Source organism: Streptomyces sp. NPDC001220, from assembly GCF_053597895.1.
Genome location: NZ_JBSFJE010000015.1, coordinates 87564 through 106593, shown reverse-complemented (window position 1 = coordinate 106593; position 19030 = coordinate 87564). Strand labels below are relative to the sequence as shown.

Sequence of the window (19030 nt, the reverse complement as noted above, 5' to 3'; positions counted from 1 at the left end):
CGGGAACTTCTCGGCCTCCGCGTCAGTTTCTACGTTGTTGTAGAAGTAAATTCTTTGGCAAGCAAGACTCTTGGCAAGCACATACCGACCGAGGAGTGAGTGCGCATGGCTCTGTGGGACCGCATCAAGGACTCCGCGACGCAGATGCAGACCCAGCTCGTGGCGAAGAAGAACGACCTGAAGAGCGGTGCGTTCCGCGACGCGAGCATGGCGATGTGCGCGCTCGTGGCGGCTGCCGACGGCACCATCGACCCGGCGGAGCGGCAGCGGGTCGCCCAGCTCATCGCCACCAACGAGGTGCTGCAGAACTTCCCGGCGGACGACCTGCGCCGGCGTTTCGAGGAGAACCTGAACAAGCTGACCGCCGACTTCGCCTTCGGCAAGGTGAGCGTGCTGCAGGAGGTCGCCAAGGCGAAGAAGAAGCCGGCCGAGGCGCGTGCCGTCATCCAGATCGGCATCGTGATCGGCGGCGCGGACGGCGACTTCGACAAGACCGAGCAGGCCGTGGTCCGCGAGGCCTGCTTCACCCTCGACCTGCCGCCGCACGAGTTCGACCTCTGACCGGCGCGGTCCTCACTCCTCGGCACCGGACACGGTGCCCGGTTCGTTCGACGCCGGGATGATCCGGGCCCGCAGATCCGGGTCCGGCATCCCCGGGTCGAAGGGGAACAGGGGGCGGTGGATCCGCCGGTGGCCCAGGCGGACGAGGTCCTGGTCGACGCCGCCCGGGGTGAGGGCCATCTTCCAGTCCGCCGCCATGGCGTACAGCTCGGGCTCCAGGTAGCCGATCTTGACGATCACGATGTCGGCCGTCCGCGGATCCAGGTCCAGGCCGGTGAAGTCGTGCTCGTGGTGGTAGGGCTTGCGCAGCCGGGTCAGGATCACCCGGACACCGCCGACCCGGAGGACCACCTCGGTCCCGGCGTCCCGGTCGCCGTGCCGGATCGCGTGCACCACGCCGGTCAGCGTGAGCGGTCCGCTGTGGCGGTCGTCGACCTCGGCACCGGCGGTGACGGTGACGGTCGCGCCGACCCCTGCCCGGACGGCGGCGTCGACGGCGGCGGGGCCGGGCAGCGAGGCGTAGACCACCTGCGGACCGGACGCGTCCTGGAACTCCGGCCGGGCCAGCACCTGCCGGAGTCCCCAGGTCACGTCGCCGGCGCCGCCCGCCGTCGGGTTGTCGCCGGTGTCGCTGATGAAGTACGGGCGGCCGGTGGCGGCCAGGGCGTCGTCGAGGCAGTCGTCGAGGGTGCCGGTCGGCGCGACGAACGCGAAGTCGTGGCGGGCCTTCCAGAAGCCGAGCGCCAGTCGTTCGGCGCCCGCCGTCACCGCCGCCGGGTCCTGGCCGGTGACCACCACGGCGGCCCGGTTGCGCGGTTCGTCCGCCCACGCGTAGCCGACCCAGATCGCCGCGTCGAGGACGCCGGGCCCCGCCGCCACCTCCTCGACCGCCGCGTACACGCTCCTGGCGGGTTCGATCCGGGTCGAGGTCTGTTCCCCGGCCAGCAGGACCGGGACCGGGATCCAGGCCTTGACCGGCCGGGGCGCGCCGTCGGCCAGCCCGGCGAGGAGGTTGCGGGCGGCCCGTTCCTTGGTCTCCAGGGTGTCCTCGTGCGGGGCCGTGCGGTAGCAGGTGATCAGGTCGCTGAGGTGGACGAGGGCGCGCGAGACGTTGCCGTGCAGGTCCATGGAGGTCGACACCAGGGTGTCCGGCCCGGTCACCTCGCGGATGCGGGCGAGCAGTACGGCCTCGGCGTCGTCGAGTCCCTCGACGGTCATCGCACCGTGGATGTCGTACCAGAGGCCGTCCACGGGGCCCAGTTCCGCGAGCCGCTCGACGAGCTCGTCGGAGAGGGCGCGGTAGGCGGCCGCCGTCACCGTGCCACCGGGCAGGGCCTTGCCGACCAGGACCCCGCGCCAGTCGGCGGCGGCCCGCAGCTCGGTGCCCTCGGCGAGGAAGGGACAACCGGCGAGGACGTCGGCACCGCGCCGGGGGTGGAAGGCGGGGGCCTCGGTACGGGCCGGGGAGAAGGTGGACGACTCGATGCCGAGACCGGCGATCGCGATGACGGGACGGAACGGGGACATGGCTCCTCCGGAACGGAACGGGACACGACTCCTCAAGCGATCCCCGGGACGGTGGGGCGCGGGGTTCAGAGGTGGTGGCCGGTGGCTGTGTGCAGGGCCTGGGTCAGGGCGAGTTGCAGGGCGAACCGGCCCGCGCCGGCCAGTCCCGCGTCGGCGCCCAGGCTGGCCCGCTCGATCACCAGATGCTGGGTCACCAGCGGGTGGCAGCCCTCGTAGAGCTGGCTGCGCACGGCGGCGACGAACGGTTCCAGCGTGGAGAGGATGCCGCCGAGATACACGGCGTCGGGGTTGAAGAAGTTGACGTTGGCGGCCAGCACCATGCCCAGGTAGCGCCCGGCCTGCCGGACCGCCCGGGTGGCCTCCGGGTCGGCGTCGGAGGCGAGTCGTACGACGTCCTCGGTGGAGGTCACCTCCAGGCCGCGCTCCCGCAGGATGCGCACCAGCGCCGCACCGGAGGCGACGGTCTCCAGGCAGCCGGTGTTGCCGCAGGAGCACGGGATGTCGTGGGCGGCTTCCACCCGGACGTGCGTGATCTCCCCGGCCGCGCCGGTGCCGCCCCGGTAGAGGCGGCCGTCGGCGATGACGCCGGCGCCGATCGCCGTGCCGGTCTTGACCATGATGGACTGCCGGCGTTCGGGCGGCTGGGCCCCGTGCTCGCCGACGGCCATGCAGTTGGCGTCGTTCTCGATGGCCGTCGGCACCCCGAAGCGGTCCTCCAGCCAGGCGCGCACCGGAAACCGGTTCCAACCGGGCATCCGGGAGGGCAGGGTGACGACTCCGGAGACGACGTCGACGGGTCCGGGCAGCGAGAGCCCGACCGCGCGCAGCAGCTTTCGCCCGTGCTGCTCGGCGAGTGCCTCCAGGGTCGCGGCGAGGCCGGGCAGCGCGGCCTCGGGTCCGTCGGCGGTGGCGAACGGCACGGTGCTGACGTCGGTGAGCACACCGCCCGCCTGCATCACCCCCACGTGGGCGTGCCGGCCGCCGAGTTCGGCGGCCACGGCGAAACCGTCGCTGCCGCCGAGCCGCAGCGTCTTGCGGGGCCGGCCGCCGGCCGAGGACACCGTGCCCTCCTCGGCGACCAGGCCGTGGGCCATCAGCTGACCGACCGCCGACGAGACCGTCGAGGGCGCCGCGCCGAGGAGGGCCGCCAGTTCGGTGCGCGAGGCGGCCTGTCCGGAAGCCAGCAGGTCCAGGACGCGCTCGGCCAGCACGGGGTGACCGGCGGTGGGCTTGCGGCGCCGCCGACTTTCTTCGGTCATGGACGAGGTTTCTTCCGGCATCGGGAGCGGGTGGCGTCGAGCGTAAGCCCCACAGCGCGGCTGCGGGCTTTCTCCAGAACAGCAGAAACAGGCTTTTTACAGGAACACACCTGTTTCTTCGACCAGTCGGATCGTTGACTGTGCCTCACCCCCTTCCGCCGATCCTCTTTTTTCGAGGTGAGCCATGTCCTCTGTCCGCCCCGGGCTCCTTGCCGGCGCCCTTCTCACCGCGAGCACACTGCTGCTCGCGGGGTGTTCCGGGTCGAGCGGCTCGTCGTCGTCCGCGTCCCACGACTCGTTGGACTACGCGCTGCCCGCCAACTTCACACCGAACTGGATCCTGCCGATCGGCACCGCGGCGCACCTCAACACCAACAACATCTCGATCGCGAACACCCTTTGGGAACCGCTGATCGCCTATGACGGTTCGACCGGCTCGATGGGCTGGAACAAGAAGGGTTCCGTGGCCACGGCCGCCACGTTCGCCGCGGACCACAAGAGCGTGACGATCACCCTGGGCGACCGCCACTGGAGCGACGGCAAGCCGATCACCTCCGCCGACGTGGCGTTCTGGTACGACCTGATCAAGGCGAACAAGGCGCAGTGGGCGGGCTACAACCCCGGCAAGGCCCCGGACAACTGGACGTCTTTCAAGGCCCTCGACAGCCACCGCTTCACGATCACCTTCGACAGGGCCTACAACCCGCAGTGGATGCTGGCGAACGAGCTGAGCTCGATCAACCCGCTGCCCAAGCACGCCTGGGACAAGGGCGGCAGCGCCAAGGACGAGTGGACCTACCTGAACGACGCGGCCAAGAACATCGCCGGCTACCAGACGAACGCCCTGTGGAAGACGATCAGCGGCCCGTACGCGGTGCAGTCGTTCTCGACGGCCGGCAAGGTGGTCCTGACCGCCAACAAGAAGTACGACGGCGGTGAGAAGCCGGCCATCGCCACGGTCCACCTGCTGCCCTTCACCACCGCCGACGCGGAGAAGAACGCCCTGCGCTCGGGCAGCGTCGACTACGGCTACATCGAGGCGACCGACCTCGACCAGAAGGAGAGCTTCACCGCGCGCGGCTACTCGGTGAAGCCGTGGTCCGGCTGGGCGATCACCTACATGCCGTACAACTTCGACAACCCGGCGATGGGCGCGGTGTTCAGGCAGTTGTACGCGCGACAGGCGATCCAGCGGTCCATCGACCAGACGGCCCTCGCGAAGGTCGTCTTCAACGGCACCGCGGTACCCGGCTACGGCCCGATCCCGCAGGCCCAGTCCTCGGACTTCGTCTCGGCGGCGCAGCGGGCCAACCCGTATCCGTTCTCCACGGCCGCCGCCAAGGCCCTGCTGAACGGGCATGGTTGGACGGAGCAGGGCGGGGTGATGACGTGCACCGCCCCCGGGTCTGGGGCGGGCCGGTGCGGGGCCGGGGTCGCCAAGGGCACCAAGTTCGAGATGCGGGTGCTGTCGCAGTCCGGATCGACGGTGACCGACAACATGATGAGCGCGATCCAGTCCTCGCTCGCCGAGACCGGCATCAAGTTCGGCATCAGGACCGCACCGGTCAACTCGGTGCTGTCACAGACCCCGCCGTGCACGGCGAGCCAGTCGATCTGCACGTGGCAGCTGTCGTTCTTCGGCACGGCGGGCAGCTGGTACTTCCCGGCCTTCCCGACCGGTGACTCGCTCTTCCAGTCCAAGGGCGGCTCCAACTTCGGCAACTACTCCGACACGGCCGTCGACAAGCTCATCGCGGCGTCCACGACGGCGAGTTCGAACGCGGTCATCCAGGAGTACAGCGCGGCCCTCGCCAAGGACCTGCCGGTGATCTGGCTGCCCGAGCCCGACTACCAGATCTCCGTGATGCGCAACGGCCTCGGCGGCTTCTCCCAGGATCCGCTCGCCAACTTCCACCCCGCGCAGTGGAAGTGGACCAGCTGAGCATGGACACCGTGTTGTTCCTCGTCCGGCGCCTGCTCCAGGCCCTGGTGGTGATCCTCATCGTCACGGTCGTGGTGTTCTGCCTGCTGCACGCACTCCCCGGGGGACCCGCGCGCGGGATCCTCGGGCCGCAGGCCACCGCCCAGCAGATCACCTCGTTCAACCACGAACAGGGCCTGGACCGGCCGCTGCCCGTCCAGTACGTCTACTACCTGCGCACCCTGCTGCACGGCGACCTCGGCACCTCGTACACCCTCAACGAGGCGGTCTCCCGGCTGATCGAGCAGCGGCTGCCCAAGACCCTCGTGCTGACCGTGCTGTCGGCGCTGCTCGGCCTGCTGGTCGCGGTGCCGGTCGGTCTGTGGCAGGCGGTGCGGCGGGACCGGCCCGTGGACTACGCCCTGACCACGCTGAGCTTCGTCGCGTACGCGACACCCGTGTACTTCCTGGGGCTCGTCCTGGTGCTGGTCTTCACCCAGTGGCTGCCCTGGTTCCCCTCCCAGGCTCCCCAGGGGGACACGCTGGCGCAGGTGTTCACGGAACCGGCGGGCCTGGTACTGCCGGTGGTGACGGGCGCCGCGTCGATGGTCGCGGTGTTCAGCCGCTACATGCGGGCGGCGACCCTGGACAACCTCTCCGAGGACTACGTCCGTACCGCGCGGGCGGGCGGCTCGACACCCGGCAGGATCCTGCGGCGGCACGTGTTCCGCAACTCCCTGACCCCCGTGACCGCCATGCTCGGCTACTACGTCCCGGTGCTGTTCGGCGGTGCGCTGGTCGTCGAGCAGCTCTTCAACTACCCGGGGATGGGGCTGCTGTTCTGGAGCGCGGCACAGTCCTCCGACTATCCGGTGCTGCTCGGCTGTGTCCTGGTCATCTCCGTCGCGACCGTCGTGGGCACCCTGCTGGCGGACGTCGTCCAGCGGATCATCGACCCCAGGGTGAAGGGAGGCCGGGCATGAGCGCCCTGACCGAGGCCGTGCCCGTGGCGAGCCGACGGCCGCTGTCCGTACGGCGGTTCGCCCGCAACCGGACGGCGGTGGCGGGGGTCGCGGTGGTCGTCCTGTTCCTGCTGTTCTGCTTCGCCGGCCCGCTGCTGCACGCCACGGACCAGACCCACACCGATCTCTCCCAGGTCGACCTCCGCCCGGGCGGGGCGCATTGGCTGGGTACGGACGCCGTCGGCCACGACGAGCTGGGCCGGCTCATGTACGGGGGCCGGGTCTCGCTGCTGGTGGGCCTGGCGGCCGGCGTCCTCGCGACCGTGATCGGCACGCTCTGGGGCGCGGTGGCCGGCTACGCGGGTGGCTGGGTGGACGCGGTGATGATGCGCGTGGTCGACGCGGGCATCGCCATCCCGGCCCTGTTCATCCTGCTGGTGGTGTCCGCGATCAGCGACCCCGGTCCGCCCGGGCTGGTCCTCGTCCTGGGGCTGGTGTCCTGGCTGGTGCCGTCCCGGCTGGTGCGGGCGGAGACGCTGACGCTGAAGAACCGTGACTACGTACTGACGCTGCGGGCCATCGGCGGCACCCACGGCCGGGCGATCCTGCGGCACGTCCTGCCGAACTCGGTGTCGACGATCGTGGTCGCGGCGACCTTCCAGGTGGCGGACGCGATCCTGCTGGTCGCGTACGTCTCGTATCTGGGCCTGGGGGTGCAGCCGCCGCGGACCGACTGGGGCGGCATGCTGTCTGCCGGTCTGACGGCGGCCTACTCCGGACGCTGGTGGCTCATCGTTCCGCCGGGCCTCGCGATCATCCTCGTCGTGTGCGCGTTCAACGCGATCGGCGACGGGCTGCGGGACGCCTTCGACGTGAGGGGACGCGGGTGAACGACCTCGACGACTCCGGTGCTTCCCGGACCCCCGACGACCGCACCGTTCCCGACGACCGGACCGGCCCCGACGACCGGACCGGCCCCGACGACCGCACCCTTCCCGACGACCGCTCCGTTCCCGAGGACCGCTCCGTACTCGATGTCCGGGATCTGGCCGTGACCTTCACGACCGACACCGGTCCGGTGCCCGCCGTGCGCGGGGTGTCGCTGCGGGTGCGGCCCGGGGAGACCCTCGCGCTGGTCGGCGAGTCCGGGTCCGGCAAGTCCACGGTGGCGCTGGCCGCCCTGGGGCTGCTGCCCGGCAACGCCGTGACGACGGGCCGGATCTCGGTCGGCCGCACGGACGTCGTCGGCGCGGACGAGCCGGAACTGACGCGGCTGCGCGGCCGTACCGCGTCCATGGTGTTCCAGGAACCGGCCACCGCGCTGGACCCGCTCACCCGGGTCGGTGCCCAGATCGCGGAGGTCGTCCGCAACCACCGGGAGGTGTCACGCGCCGAAGCCGCCGCCGAGGCGGTCGCCCTGCTGCGCAGGGTGGGCATCGCGGACCCGGAGCGGCGGGCCAGGGCCTTTCCGTTCCAGCTCTCGGGCGGCCAGCGGCAGCGGGTCGTCATCGCGATGGCCGTCGCCAACTCCCCCGGCCTGCTGGTCGCCGACGAGCCGACCACGGCGCTCGACGTCACCGTGCAGGCCGGGATCCTGGACCTGCTGCGGGAGTTGGCGGCCGAGGCGGGCACGGGCGTGCTGCTGGTCACGCACAACATGGGCGTGGTGGCCGACTTCGCCGACCGGGTCGCGGTGATGCTGCGCGGCGAGGTGGTGGAGACCGGGCCGGTGGAGGAGGTGCTGCTGCGCCCCGCCCACGAGTACACCCGACGGCTGCTGGCGGCGGTGCCGCGGCTGGCGGCCGACGGGCCCGCCGCCGAGGACGTCGTGGCGCCCGAGGGGGAACCGGTCGTCCGGCTCCGGGACGTCAGTGTCCGCTTCGGCCGTGGCCGGGGTGCGGTGTCCGCCCTCCAGGAGGTCTCGTTCACGGTCCGGGCCGGGGAGACGGTCGGGCTGGTGGGCGAGTCCGGGTCCGGGAAGTCGACGGCGGCCCGGGTGGCGCTGGGCCTGGTCGCGCCCGACGCCGGGGCGGTCTCGCTGTTCGGGGCCGATCTGCGGCGCACCCGGGGGCGGGCCAGACGGCGGCTGCTGTCCGGGGTCGGGGTGGTGCTGCAGGACCCGGTGGCCTCGCTGGACGCCCGGATGAGCGTCGCGGAGTGCGTCGCCGAGCCGCTGCGGGTGCACCGCCGGGACCTGTCGGCGGCAGGGCGCCGCGCCCGGGTCGCCGAGGTGCTCGATCTGGTGCGGCTGCCCGGCCGGGTGGCGGGGCGCGGACCGCGTGAGCTGTCCGGCGGTCAGCGGCAGCGGGTCAGCCTGGCCCGGGCGCTGGTGCTGGGGCCCCGGCTGCTGGTCGCGGACGAGCCGACGAGCGCACTGGACGTGAGTGTGCAGCGCACGGTGCTGGAGGTGATCGCCGAACTGCAGCGCGAGTTGGGGTTCGGGTGCCTGCTGGTCTCGCACGATCTGGCGGTGGTGCGGGAGTTCGCCGCGCGGGTGGCGGTCATGCGGGGCGGGCGGGTGCTGGAACAGGGGGCGACCGCGACGACCCTGCTTCACCCGGAGACGGAGTACACCCGCGGGCTCCTCGCCGCCGTGCCGGTGCCCGACCCGGTGCTGCAACGCGCCCGCCGGGCGGCCGTACGAGGACAGGAGGCCGGCGCGTGAGTGACGCACCCGAGGCGTTCGCGGGGATCGACATCGGCGGGACGACCACCCAGGCCGTCCTGTGCACGCCGGAGCTCGCCGTCCTGGACCGGGCGCAGCTGCCGACCCCGGCAGCCGAGGGCGGCACCGCCATGGTCGGCGCCGCCCTGACCGTCGTACGACGGCTGCTGGACCGCACTCCGGTACGGCTGCTCGGTGCCGGGGTCGGGGCGGCCGGGGTGGTGGACGCGCGGGCCGGGCGGATCCTGGTGGCCAGCGACTCCTTCCGGGGCTGGGCCGGTTACGAGGTCACCGCGGCCGTCCAGGAGGCGCTCGGGGTACCGGCGTCCCTCGACAACGACGTCAACGCCTTCCTGCGCGGCGAGGTGGCGCGCGGCGCGGTCGTGGGCGAGACCCATGTGCTCGGCATGACGCTGGGCACCGGGGTGGGCGGGGCGCTGTGGCTGGACGGCGAGCTGTACGACGGCCCGCGGGGCGCGGCGGGCGAGATCGGGCATGTGCCCGGCTTCGGCGGGCTGCCCTGCACCTGCGGTGGGCGCGGCCATCTGGAGACGCTGGCGTCCGGCCGGGCGCTGGCGGCGCGGTACGCCGAGCGGACCGGGCGTACCGCGACCGCCCGGGAGCTCGCGATGGCGGCGGGGCGGGGCGACGCGGACGCGGACGCCGTGTACGAGGCGGCCGGGGCCGCCGTCGCCCGCGCGATCCTGCTGGTGGCGGGGTTGCTGGACGTCACCACGTGCGTGGTGGGCGGCGGGGTGAGCCGCTCCTGGGCGCGGCTGGAACCGGCCCTGCTCGCCGTGCTGGCGGCCGAACCCCCGGTCAGCGGACGGCCGGTGCGAGTGCTGCCGGCCCTTCTGGGCGAGGACGCCGTCGCGGTGGGCGCGGCGGCCCGGATCCGGGCGCGGCTGCTCGCGCGGGCACCGGAGACGGCCGCCTGAAACGGCGGAGCCGCATGTCTCGTGGGCACGGCGGACCCGGTCGAGCGCCTCGGGCGGTACGACCGGGCCGGCGACGGCGTCGGCGAGCCGGACGGGTCCGGGCAGGCCGAGGCCGTCGCCGTCGAGCACCACACAGGGCCGGGAGGGCACCTGTCTCGGTAGGTCGGTGGTGCTGTCCGAGGGAGGTCGGGCGCGGGTCGGGTCAGCTGCTGAGGCCGGCCTTCTTCAGCCAGGCCTGGGCCACGTCCAGCGGGTCCTTGTTGTCCGACTGCACCTGGGTGTCCAGGTCCAGCAGGGTCGCGGTGTCGAGCTTGGCGGAGACCGCGTTGAGGGCGTCGGTGGCCTTCTGGTTCAGGGCGCTCTTGTAGACCAGGGGCTGGATGTTCTCGAAGCCGAAGAGGTTCTTCGGGTCCTGGAGGACGACGAACTTCTCCTTGGAGATGGTCGGGTCCGTGCTGAAGATGTCGCCGGCCTGCACCGCGTTCTTCGTCAGGGCCGCCTCGGTGAGCGCGCCGCCCGCGTCGAGCGCCTTGAAGGACTTGAACTCCAGGCCGTACACGGACTTCAGGCCGACCAGGCCCTGCTGGCGGGTCTGGAACTCCGGCGAGGCGCCGATGACCAGGTCCTTGGCGATGTCCTTGAGGTCGGCGATGGAGGACTTCTCGGTGAGCTTGTACTTGGACGCGGTCGCCGCGTTGAGCGTCACCGTGTCCTTGTCCTGCGCGTCCGCCGGGTCGAGCAGCGTCAGCTTGGAGTCCAGCTTGGCCTCGATGGCCGACGTGGTCTCCTCGACGGTCTTCGGGGCGGCCTTGGGGTCGAGGTAGGCGAGCAGGGCACCGTTGTACTCGGGCAGGACCGAGATGGAGCCGTTCTTGAGCAGACCGTAGGTCGTCTCACGACTGCCGATGTTCGGCTTGTAAGTGACCTTGATGCCCTTGGCCTTGAGTGCTTCGCCGTAGATGTCGGCGAGCAGGGTGCTCTCGGCGAAGTTGTTGGAGCCGACGACGACGGTGTCCCCGCTCGCCTTGCTGTCCGACAGCGGGTCGGACTTGCTGTCGCCGGAAGAGGAACAGCCCGCCAGCAGGGCCGTCGTCGCGGCGAGCGCGACGGCCGCCACGCCTCGGTATGTCCGGATTGACCTGCTGGGAAGGGTGTTGGAAGTCACGGTTGCCGTTCCGGGAGCTGTGGGCAGAAGGGTGGGGGTGTTGCGAACCACGTGGGGTTGTTGCGAACCACTCCACACGATCCAATCCAGCCGGTTCTCGGTCAGTCAAGTGTCTCCGGGTCACCGATTGGCTTCAATCCGTGGCCAGTTGTGGACAGAGAGCGGTCTCTTTGTAACGGATTCTTGATAAAGAGCAAGCGGAATCGCGCTTCAAGAACGCTGTAGTCTCACGGCAGTTGATATCGGTCACAGCGGTGTACGGGGCCCGCTACTCGGTGTCGTTCTGCAGCAGCTCGGGGTGAAGACGCCCCCCACAGTCGAGACACCTTCATGAAGGAGGCCCGGTGTCCACGAACCAGGTGGACGCGCCCGTCCGGCCCGCCCCGACGCGGGGCGGGATACGGGGTTTCGCCGACCGTTGGCCCTTCCGGCGCAAACTGAACCTGCTGGTCGGTGTGCCGCTCGCCGTCATCGCCGTACTGCTCGCCTATGTCTTCACCGATCTGGTGCAGCAGTCCACCAGCGCGGAGGACGCGGCGCAGCTGGTCCGGGACAGCACCCAGGTGGCACGCCTGGTGGACAAGGTCGAGGCGGAGCACCAGCAGGCGATCCTGCTCTCCGCCCGGTACGAGTCCGGGTACAGCACCCCCTCGCAGGCCGCCTACCGCGCGGCCCAGGAAGCGGTGACCGCCCAGCTCGGGACGGTCCGTGACACCTTCGGCGACCGGCTGCCGGGCACCGAGGCGGACGCGTTGCGACAGGTCGAGGGCCTGTCCAGCCTGCGCGATTCCGTCGAGCAGTCGTACCTGCCGGCGGACAACATCGACCCGGCGTACAGCAACGCTGCCAACGACCTGATCGACGGCCTCGGTCTGGACCGCAACGCCGACCTCGCCGCCACCTTCACCGGCAACCTGCTGGACTCGCTGCTGCGCGCGGACGCCGCCCACGGTGCCTTCGAGACCAACGTGCTCGCGGCCACCACCGGGGACACCAACGCGCTGATCGAGTTCACCAGCGCGGTCGGCGCCTACGACCTGTACCAGCACCAGGCCGACCGCTTCACCCGGTTCGCCACCGAGGGGCAGGCGGCCCAGCTGGCCTCCGTCGAGCACACCAAGGCACAGAGCAGGATCGCGGAGTCCTACGCCGAGCTGCAGATCGACCCGAGCAGGCTGCAGGCCGGCAGCCAGGACGACATCCGGAAGGCGGTCACGGACGCGCTGACCGACTACCCGGACTATCTCAACCAGGCCACCGCCCGGCTGAACATCACCGCCTCGCTCATCGGCCAGATCGCCGACCGGGCCGACGCCACCGCCGGCTCCGCCAAGTGGCGCGCCATCTACCTGCTGAGCGGCACCCTGCTCGGCTTCGTCCTGTGGATCACCCTCGCCGCCCTGGTGCGCCGCTCGGTGATCCGCCCGGTGCAGGCCCTGACCGGGGTCGCGCACGAGGTCGCCGAGGTGGCGGGGCGCGAACTCGCCCGGGTCGCCGACGACGACGCCGAGGACGCCGGCCCGCCCCGGCTGCGGGACATGCCGGTCACCGCCCGCGACGAGATCGGCGACCTGGCCGAGGCCTTCAACCAGGTGCAGACCACGGCCGCGGCCCTGCTCGAACGTCAGGTGCTCAGCCGCCGCAACACCGCCGAGATGTTCGGCAACGTCGGCCGCCGGGTGAGCAACCTGACCACCCGACAGCTGGCCTTCATCGACGCGGTCGAGCGCGCCGAGACCGACCCGGCCCTGCTCGAACGCCTCTACTCCATCGACCACATCGCCGTCCGCCTGCGCCGCAACGCCGACAGCCTGATGCTGCTGGCCGGCATCCGCGAGACCGTGCTGGCCTCCGGGCCCACCCCGATATCCAACGTGGTCCGGGCCGCGCTCGGCCAGATCGAGGGCTACCAGCGGGTACGGCTGTACGCCGGCACGGACGTCATGATCGAGCCGGACATCATCGGCGACCTCACGCTGATGGTGGCCGAACTCCTGGAGAACGCGGTGTCCTTCTCGCCGGAGGGCAGCCCGGTCGAGGTGACCGTGCGTACCGGCGACGACGGCGCGCACATCGTCGTCACCGACCACGGCCTGGGCATGAGCGCCGAGCGGCTGGCCGAGGAGAACGCCCGGCTGATCCGCCGTGAGCGCCTCGACCTGGTGCCGACCAAGGTGCTCGGCCTCTTCGTGGTGGGTGCGCTGGCCCGGCGCTGGGAGATCGGCGTCGAGCTGACCCGGACCCCGGGCGGCGGTGTCACCGCCGAAGTGACGCTGCCCTCCCGGCTGTTGCTGACGATGAGCGCGCTGGCCGGCACCTCCGTCACCCCGCTCGCCGTGGAACCGGCGGCGCCGACCCCACCGGCGGCACCAGCGGCACCAGCGGCACCGACCGAGCCGACCGGCCCCACCCCCGCCGCCTCGATCCCGGCCGCCGCCGAGCCCGAGAGCCCGCTCCCCCGCCGGGTACCGCGCCGCGAGCCGGCCGCCGAGGCGGAGGCCGCGCCGGCCCCGCTGATCCCGGCCGCCCGCGCCGGCGAACCCCCGGCCGACTCCGCCGACGGGCCGCGCCCGCTGCGCCGCCGGGTACGCGGCGCGACGCTCCGCACCACCGTCGGCGCCGCCCAGACCCTCGCCCAGCCGGCCCGCAGCCGCGACGCCGACGCCGAGCGGGACGCGCTGGAGGAGTTCGAGGCGGCGGTGGAGCGCGCCCGGCGCGAGAGCGACACCGGAAGCCACGAGCGGCCCGCGCCGCCGCACCCCGAGACCAACCCGCCGCACCACCAGATCCACCTTCCGGAAGGAGCCGAGCAGTGAGCACGTCGACAGGTGACACCCCGACGGGCGGCGCCGCCACGCCGACCGACCTGCAGGCGGCCGCAGCCGACTTCACCTGGCTGCTGAACCGCTTCGCGACCGAGACAGCCGGCGTGGTGGACGCGATCGCCGTGTCCTCCGACGGCCTGCTGATCGCGGTGTCGGAGCTGCGTGAGCGCGCGCACTCCGAGCGCCTCGCCGCGATCGTCTCCGGCATCACCAGCCTGGCCGCCGGCGCCTCCGGCAACTACGGCCTGGGCGGCCTCAACAAGGTCATCATCGACCTGGAGGGCGGCCATGTCATCGTCTCCGCGATCGGCAGCGGCGCCGTGCTCGGCGTCGTCGCCGACAACGAGGCCAAGCTCGGCAACATCGCCTACGAGATGACGCTGTTCGCCAACCGGGCCGGTGCCGCGCTCAGTCCGCAGCTGGTTCTGGAGCTGAAGAACAGCGTCGGCGTCCCACAGACGCGCTGACCGGCGGAGCCGGTCGAGAGAGGAAGACACAGCCATGGCGGACGGCTACCCGCCCCCGGGCCCGGACCCGGTAGGCCCGGCCCCCGCCGTACGGCCGTTCCTGGTCACCGCCGGCCGGGTGGCGGACAGCGCCTCCGGCCCGGCGATGCCCGTCGAGACCCAGGTGGTGGCCACCACCGCCGGGCTCGACGCGCTCGTCCGGCTCTCCTTCGAGCAGCACGACATCATCGCCGCGTGCCGGATTCCGCAGTCGCTCGCGGAACTGGCGGCACGGCTGCGACTGCACCTGAACGTGGTCCGGGTGCTCGCCGAAGACCTGCGCGAGGCCGGGCAGCTGACCGTGCATGTGCCCGACTTCGAGGCCACCCACGACTCGTCCGTCCTGCGCAGGGTTATCGACGGCCTGCGGGCCATCCCAGACTCCCGAGGGGTACTCCGTGACACCGACTGACTCGCTGACCCGGGGGACCGGGCGTACGGCCGTACGGCCGCCGCTGCCGGTGAAGATGGTCATCGCGGGCGGATTCGGCGTGGGCAAGACCACCGCCGTCGGCTCGATCTCGGAGATCGAGCCACTGACCACCGAGGCGTCGATCACCGAGGTCGCGGCGGGCGTCGACGACCTGACGCTCACCCCGCGCAAGACCACCACGACCGTGGCGATGGACTTCGGCTGCATCACCATCGACCCGACGCTGAAGCTGTACCTGTTCGGCACGCCCGGGCAGGAACGGTTCGGCTTCATGTGGGACGACATCGTCGAGGGCGCGCTCGGCGGGCTGGTGATCGTGGACACGCGTCGCCTGGACGACTGCTATGCCGCGGTCGACTACTTCGAGCACCGCGGGATTCCGTTCGCCATCGCCATCAACGCGTTCGACGGGCATGTCGAGCACACGCTGGACGAGGTGCGGTGGGCTTTGGACGTCGCGGAGGGGACTCCAGTGGTGGTCTTCGATGCGCGTGAACGGGGTTCTGTCCGGGACGCGCTGCTGGTTGTTCTGGAACTGGCGCTGGCGCGGCGCGAGGGGTAGTGCGGTGGTGTGGGAACCGCTGGCCCGCCGCGTGGGGCTGGTCGCGCCCACGCGGCGGCAGCCGCACATTCGATACAGCCCCGCGCCCCTTTCGGGGCGCTAACTCCTCCGCACTCCCGGGGAGACCGTCAGCCTCTGTACCGCCCAGAAGATCCCGAGCGTCGCCAGGGCCATGGCCGCCACCAGGGTGGCGCCGCCCACGACCTTCTCGTAGTTCTTCTGGTAGAGGCCGTCGATGATGTAGCGGCCCAGGCCGCCCAGGCTGACGTACGCCGCGATCGTCGCCGTCGAGACGATCTGGATGGCCGCCGAGCGCAGGCCGCTGAGGATCAGCGGGAGGGCGACCGGGAGTTCGACCTGGAAGAGGACGCGTGCCTCCGGCATGCCCATGCCGCGCGCCGCGTCAACCGGGGACGGGTCGACCGAGCGCATCGCCTCGTACGTCGTGACCAGGATCGGCGGTACGGCGAGGATCACCAGCGGGATCATCACCGGCAGCATGCCGAAGCCCAGCCAGATGAACATCAGGACCAGCAGACCGAAGCTGGGCAGGGCCCGGCCGGCGGTGGCGATCAGGGCGAGGGTGTTGCCGCCGCGGCCGTAGTGGCCGGTGATCAGGCCGATGGGCAGACCGATGACGGCCGCGTAGGCGAGCGCCTCCAGCGAGTACTGGACGTGCTCCCACAGGCGGGTGGGGATGCCGTCGTACCCGTGCCAGTGCGAACCGTCGCTGAAGAAGGCGTGGACGAAGTTGAGGACGTTCACCGGGTGCTCTCCTTCGGCATCCAGGGCGTCAGCACACGGCGCAGGAGGACGAGGAGGGCGTCCGCCAGGATCGCCAGCACGGCCGTCGTCACCACGGAGTTCACCGCCAGCTCGGGGCGGTGGTAGGTGTTGGCGTCGTTGAGCAGGTTGCCGAGGGCGCCCTGGTTGCCGATCAGCATGCCGACGCTGACCAGCGAGATGCTGGAGACGGTGGCCACCCGCAGGCCCGCGATGATCGCGGGGACGGCGATCGGCAACTGCACCTGGAAGTAACGGCGTACGGGTCCGAGGCCCATGGCGGTGGCGGCGGCGAGGGTCTCGGCCGGGACCGAGCGGACACCGTCCACGATCGCCGGGACCAGCACCACCAGGCTGTACACCGCGAGCGGGATCATCACCGTCGTGTCGGTCTGGCCGGTGTAGTCGATGAGGACCACGAAGAAGGCCAGGGAGGGGATGGCGTAGAGGATCGTGGTCACGCCCAGGACCGGCGGGTACAGCCAGCGGAAGCGCACACAGAGCTGGGCGATCGGCAGGGACACCAGCAGTCCCGCCAGCACCGGGACGAGGGCCTCGCGCAGATGCAGGCCGATCAGACCGAAGTAGGTGTTCTGGAGGTCGCTGGGGATGTCGAAGAAGCCGCTCATCCCCCGACCTTCGTGTCGTCGCGGCCCTCGGCGTGGGCGGTGCGGATCGCGGCACCGATGACCTGCTGGGAGACGACGCCGACCGCGCGTCCCTCGCCGTCCACGGCCACCGCCCAGCCGGTCGGCGAGAGCACGGAGCCGTCGAGGGCGGCACGCAGCGAGTCCCGGCCGGGCACGAACGGCCGCCCGTACGGCAGCAGTCGCTCCGGGTCGATCGAGCCGGCGGTCAGCTCACGCGGCTCGCCCCAGCCGAGCGGCCTGCCGTCCAGGTCCGTCACGAGGAGATAGGGGGCGTCCGCCGAGGTGCGGGCGCCGAGCTTGGTGGCGTCGGCGTCGACCGGGACGATCGGAGCGGTCTGCAACGCGAGGTCCGCCGACGGGAAGAAGGACAGCCGGCGGATACCCCGGTCGGCGCCGAGGAAGTCCTCGACGAAGGCGTCGGCGGGGTCGGTGAGCAGTTCGGCCGGCGGCGCGTACTGGGCGAGGTGCCCGCCGGTGCGCATCACGGCGACCATCGTGCCGAGCTTGATCGCCTCGTCGATGTCATGGGTGACGAAGACGATGGTCTTGCCCAACTCGCCCTGGATGCGCAGAAGTTCGTCCTGGAGGCCCTTGCGGACCACGGGGTCCACGGCAGAGAACGGCTCGTCCATCAGCAGCACGGGCGGGTCGGCGGCGAGCGCCCGGGCCACGCCGACACGCTGCTGCTGGCCGCCGGAGAGCTGGTACGGGTAGCGCTTGGCGAGGGCCGCGTCCAGGCCCACCCGCTCCATCAGTTCGCCCGCCCGGGCACGTGCCTTCTGCTTGCTCCAGCCGAGCAGCCGGGGCACGGTGGCGATGTTGTCGATGATCGTGCGGTGCTGGAAGAGCCCGGCGTTCTGGATGACGTAACCCATCGACCGGCGAAGGGTGTTGACCGGCTGCGCGTGGATGTCGGCGCCGTCCAGGAGGATACGGCCCTCGCTGGGTTCGACCATCCGGTTGATCATCCGCAGGGTCGTGGTCTTGCCGCAGCCCGAGGGGCCGACGAAGACGGTGATCGAGCGATCCGGTATCTCCAGGGAGAGTCGGTCGACGGCGACCGTACCGTCCGGATACCGCTTGGTGACTGAATCTATCCGTATCAAAACGCCGAATGCCCTTCGGGTTTGGCTGAGACTGCCCAGTTTTCGACCACGGTCGCCGTGGTACAGGCCGTTGCGGGGAGAGTCTAGACCGCAAGTGTTTCAGCACTTTGGCGGCTGACTGGTCGTCTTCAGTCTGTGACCTGCCGCTCCACGCCCGGCCGCTTCCCGGGCGCCCTGGCAGTCGATGCCGCCGATGGTCGCACCCTGACGCCCGTCACCGTCACCGTCACCGTCGCCATCGACCGCGACACCGACACCGACACCGACACCGACACCGACACCGACACGATCCTGGTCTCTACCTGAAGCATGGCAGCGCGGTGAGCGCCCGCAGCGGCCTGCAGCGGCCTGTACCGGCCGGACGCGGCCGACGTGAGCTGATCGCACCACCGGCCGAGAGGCGGGCCGCTCCCGGCGGCCCGCCTCTCTCACGTTCCTGGGATCACGCGGCGACCGGCAGCCCGGCCGTCCGGAGCACGGCGTGCTCCGCGTCCACCACGAACACCTCGCAGCCCGGCCGTCGCGCCGCCCATTCGGCACCCTCCGCGCCCAACGCGAAGGCGGCGGTGGCCACGGCGTCGGCCTCCGTCAGGGTCGGCGCCACGACGGTGACGCTGAGCAGCCCGGTGGCCGGCCGGCCGGTACGTCCGTCGAGGATGTGGTCACCGCGCTCGTACCGGCCGGAGGTCGCGACCGCCCCGTCCGTGATCTCAAGGACGTTGCACAGTCGGCCGGCGTGCTCGGGGTGCCGTATCCCCACCCGCCAGGGCCCGCCGGACGCCACCACGTCACCGCCGGCGTTCAGCACGAACCGCCGTGCTCCCGCCGCCGACAGCAGCTCCGCCGCCCGCTGCACCGACCAGCCCTTGACCACCGCGCACGGGTCGAGGCCCCGCCCCGGCAGCCGTACGTCGAACGCGCCACCGGTGGCCAGCCGGTACTCCTCGCACAGCGCGAGCACCTCGGCGAGGTCCGCGCTCACCTCGGTCTCGGAGAGTTCGCCCCGGTCGAGCCGGGAGACCTCGCTGTCCGGCCGGAACGGGCTGAACCGCTCGTCGACCTCGCGCAGCCAGGCGTAGACGGCGTCCGCGGCGTTGCCGAAGTCCCCCTCGTCGTCCGTCCGCAGCGACACGGGGAACCCCATGACGTGCTCGACCCGGTGCATGA

18 protein-coding genes are annotated in these 19030 nt (G+C 71.5%); 11 read left to right on the top strand and 7 right to left on the bottom strand.

All coding sequences use genetic code 11. From position 1 onward, the window contains the following. Positions 1-105 precede the first annotated feature (105 nt). Entirely contained in the window at positions 106-561 is a 456-nt protein-coding gene (locus ACWDGI_RS32045) for a tellurite resistance TerB family protein (protein ID WP_351729144.1), read from the top strand. A 12-nt stretch (positions 562-573) separates the two neighbouring features. Here the strand turns inward: ACWDGI_RS32045 and ACWDGI_RS32040 are convergent, their stop codons facing one another. Next, positions 574-2088: a M81 family metallopeptidase gene (locus ACWDGI_RS32040; RefSeq protein WP_450765006.1), complete on the bottom strand. Its 1515-nt coding sequence runs from the start codon at positions 2086-2088 to the stop codon at positions 574-576. A 65-nt stretch (positions 2089-2153) separates the two neighbouring features. After that, positions 2154-3347, bottom strand: a complete 1194-nt coding sequence (locus ACWDGI_RS32035; protein ID WP_450765004.1) for an ROK family protein — start codon at positions 3345-3347, stop codon at positions 2154-2156. Between the two features lie 184 nt (positions 3348-3531). On the opposite strand from ACWDGI_RS32035, the gene ACWDGI_RS32030 reads away from it, so the two are divergent. From ACWDGI_RS32030 to ACWDGI_RS32010, 5 genes are all read left to right on the top strand, one after another. Beyond that, a complete protein-coding gene (locus ACWDGI_RS32030; protein WP_450765002.1) occupies positions 3532-5289 on the top strand; it encodes a peptide ABC transporter substrate-binding protein in 1758 nt (585 codons plus the stop codon). A 2-nt stretch (positions 5290-5291) separates the two neighbouring features. Then, positions 5292-6251, top strand: coding sequence for an ABC transporter permease (locus ACWDGI_RS32025; protein ID WP_450765000.1), 960 nt, complete (start codon positions 5292-5294; stop codon positions 6249-6251). Beyond that, entirely contained in the window at positions 6248-7120 is an 873-nt protein-coding gene (locus ACWDGI_RS32020; RefSeq protein ID WP_450764998.1) for an ABC transporter permease, read from the top strand. The genes ACWDGI_RS32025 and ACWDGI_RS32020 overlap by 4 nt, the downstream gene beginning before the upstream one ends. A gap of 155 nt (positions 7121-7275) precedes the next feature. Beyond that, positions 7276-8895, top strand: a complete 1620-nt coding sequence (locus tag ACWDGI_RS32015; protein ID WP_450765337.1) for a dipeptide ABC transporter ATP-binding protein — start codon at positions 7276-7278, stop codon at positions 8893-8895. Next, positions 8892-9833, top strand: coding sequence for an ROK family protein (locus ACWDGI_RS32010; RefSeq protein WP_450764996.1), 942 nt, complete (start codon positions 8892-8894; stop codon positions 9831-9833). The genes ACWDGI_RS32015 and ACWDGI_RS32010 overlap by 4 nt, the downstream gene beginning before the upstream one ends. 202 nt (positions 9834-10035) lie before the next feature. Here the strand turns inward: ACWDGI_RS32010 and ACWDGI_RS32005 are convergent, their stop codons facing one another. Then, on the bottom strand, positions 10036-10998 hold the full coding sequence (locus ACWDGI_RS32005) for an ABC transporter substrate-binding protein (RefSeq protein ID WP_450764994.1): 963 nt from the start codon (positions 10996-10998) through the stop codon (positions 10036-10038). A 344-nt stretch (positions 10999-11342) separates the two neighbouring features. Between ACWDGI_RS32005 and ACWDGI_RS32000 the strand changes: the two genes are divergently transcribed. The 4 genes from ACWDGI_RS32000 to ACWDGI_RS31985 are packed head-to-tail and all read left to right on the top strand — an operon-like array spanning position 11343 to position 15324. Then, the gene (locus ACWDGI_RS32000; protein WP_450764992.1) at positions 11343-13814 is read left to right on the top strand and encodes an ATP-binding protein; all 2472 of its coding nucleotides are present in this window, start codon (positions 11343-11345) and stop codon (positions 13812-13814) included. Further along, positions 13811-14290 carry a roadblock/LC7 domain-containing protein gene (locus ACWDGI_RS31995; RefSeq protein ID WP_351325995.1) on the top strand — a complete coding sequence of 160 codons (480 nt, stop codon included), beginning with the start codon at positions 13811-13813 and terminating at the stop codon, positions 14288-14290. The genes ACWDGI_RS32000 and ACWDGI_RS31995 overlap by 4 nt, the downstream gene beginning before the upstream one ends. 34 nt (positions 14291-14324) lie before the next feature. Continuing rightward, entirely contained in the window at positions 14325-14741 is a 417-nt protein-coding gene (locus ACWDGI_RS31990) for a DUF742 domain-containing protein (protein WP_450764990.1), read from the top strand. Continuing rightward, positions 14728-15324, top strand: coding sequence for a GTP-binding protein (locus ACWDGI_RS31985; RefSeq protein WP_360475895.1), 597 nt, complete (start codon positions 14728-14730; stop codon positions 15322-15324). The genes ACWDGI_RS31990 and ACWDGI_RS31985 overlap by 14 nt, the downstream gene beginning before the upstream one ends. 99 nt (positions 15325-15423) lie before the next feature. Here the strand turns inward: ACWDGI_RS31985 and ACWDGI_RS31980 are convergent, their stop codons facing one another. From ACWDGI_RS31980 to ACWDGI_RS31970, 3 genes are read right to left on the bottom strand one after another with little or no spacing between them, the layout of a single operon-like run. Beyond that, positions 15424-16089: an ABC transporter permease gene (locus ACWDGI_RS31980; RefSeq protein WP_450764988.1), complete on the bottom strand. Its 666-nt coding sequence runs from the start codon at positions 16087-16089 to the stop codon at positions 15424-15426. Beyond that, on the bottom strand, positions 16086-16736 hold the full coding sequence (locus tag ACWDGI_RS31975) for an ABC transporter permease (protein ID WP_450764986.1): 651 nt from the start codon (positions 16734-16736) through the stop codon (positions 16086-16088). Before ACWDGI_RS31975 ends, ACWDGI_RS31980 begins: the two co-directional genes overlap by 4 nt. After that, positions 16733-17863 carry an ABC transporter ATP-binding protein gene (locus tag ACWDGI_RS31970; RefSeq protein ID WP_450764984.1) on the bottom strand — a complete coding sequence of 377 codons (1131 nt, stop codon included), beginning with the start codon at positions 17861-17863 and terminating at the stop codon, positions 16733-16735. The genes ACWDGI_RS31975 and ACWDGI_RS31970 overlap by 4 nt, the downstream gene beginning before the upstream one ends. Before the next feature lie 135 nt (positions 17864-17998). On the opposite strand from ACWDGI_RS31970, the gene ACWDGI_RS31965 reads away from it, so the two are divergent. Beyond that, positions 17999-18169 (top strand): hypothetical protein, encoded by a 171-nt coding sequence (locus tag ACWDGI_RS31965; RefSeq protein WP_450764983.1) that lies wholly within the window; start codon positions 17999-18001, stop codon positions 18167-18169. 136 nt (positions 18170-18305) lie between these two features. On the opposite strand, the gene ACWDGI_RS31960 is transcribed toward ACWDGI_RS31965, so the two are convergent. Beyond that, positions 18306-19028 (bottom strand): FAD:protein FMN transferase, encoded by a 723-nt coding sequence (locus ACWDGI_RS31960; RefSeq protein ID WP_450764981.1) that lies wholly within the window; start codon positions 19026-19028, stop codon positions 18306-18308. Between the last annotated feature and the right edge of the window lie 2 nt (positions 19029-19030).